We start from the raw sequence: 506 nt of genomic DNA, 5'->3' as shown, positions 1-506 counted from the left end.
ACCGGCGGCGCAGTGATCAGTGCCACCGCAGGCACCGGTACCGGCACCATCTTGGATGATGGCACCGGCCCGGGTCCCTTCGATCCGAACGGCCCGGATGCACCGGATGATGATCGTACCGGCTTTAGCGTCAACGATGTTGAGATCAGCGAAGGCGGCTTAATGACCTTCACGGTCAGCCGTAGCGGCGATGCCGCCGATGAACAAACCGTTGACTTCGCCACCGCGATTGCGGCGGGCGATAGCGCCGAAGTGGATGACTTCACCGGAAACAGCGGTACCTTGACCTTTGCGGCGGGTGAGACCAGCAAAACCTTCACCGTACAGACCAGCGCAGATGACACCTATGAAGGCGCAGAAACCTTCAGTGTTAACTTGAGCAACGCCACCAATGGCAGTCAGATCGTTGATGGCACCGGCGTGGGTACGATCCTCGATGACGGCACCGGCCCAGGCCCGAACCCCGATGACGATACAACCAGCTTCAGCATTGGCGATGTGAGCAT

1 protein-coding gene is annotated in these 506 nt (G+C 59.9%); it reads left to right on the top strand.

Annotated features, from left to right (window positions below; genetic code table 11):
* Positions 1-506: Calx-beta domain-containing protein (locus Q4488_RS18815; protein ID WP_303582145.1), on the top strand; the 506-nt coding region annotated here is incomplete at both ends.

Origin of the sequence: Amphritea sp. 1_MG-2023 (assembly GCF_030547545.1) — a bacterium.
In the GTDB taxonomy this organism is placed as follows: Bacteria; Pseudomonadota; Gammaproteobacteria; order Pseudomonadales; family Balneatricaceae; genus Amphritea.
The sequence above is the reverse complement of the archived record's forward strand: the minus strand, read 5'-3'. Positions and strand labels throughout refer to the sequence as shown.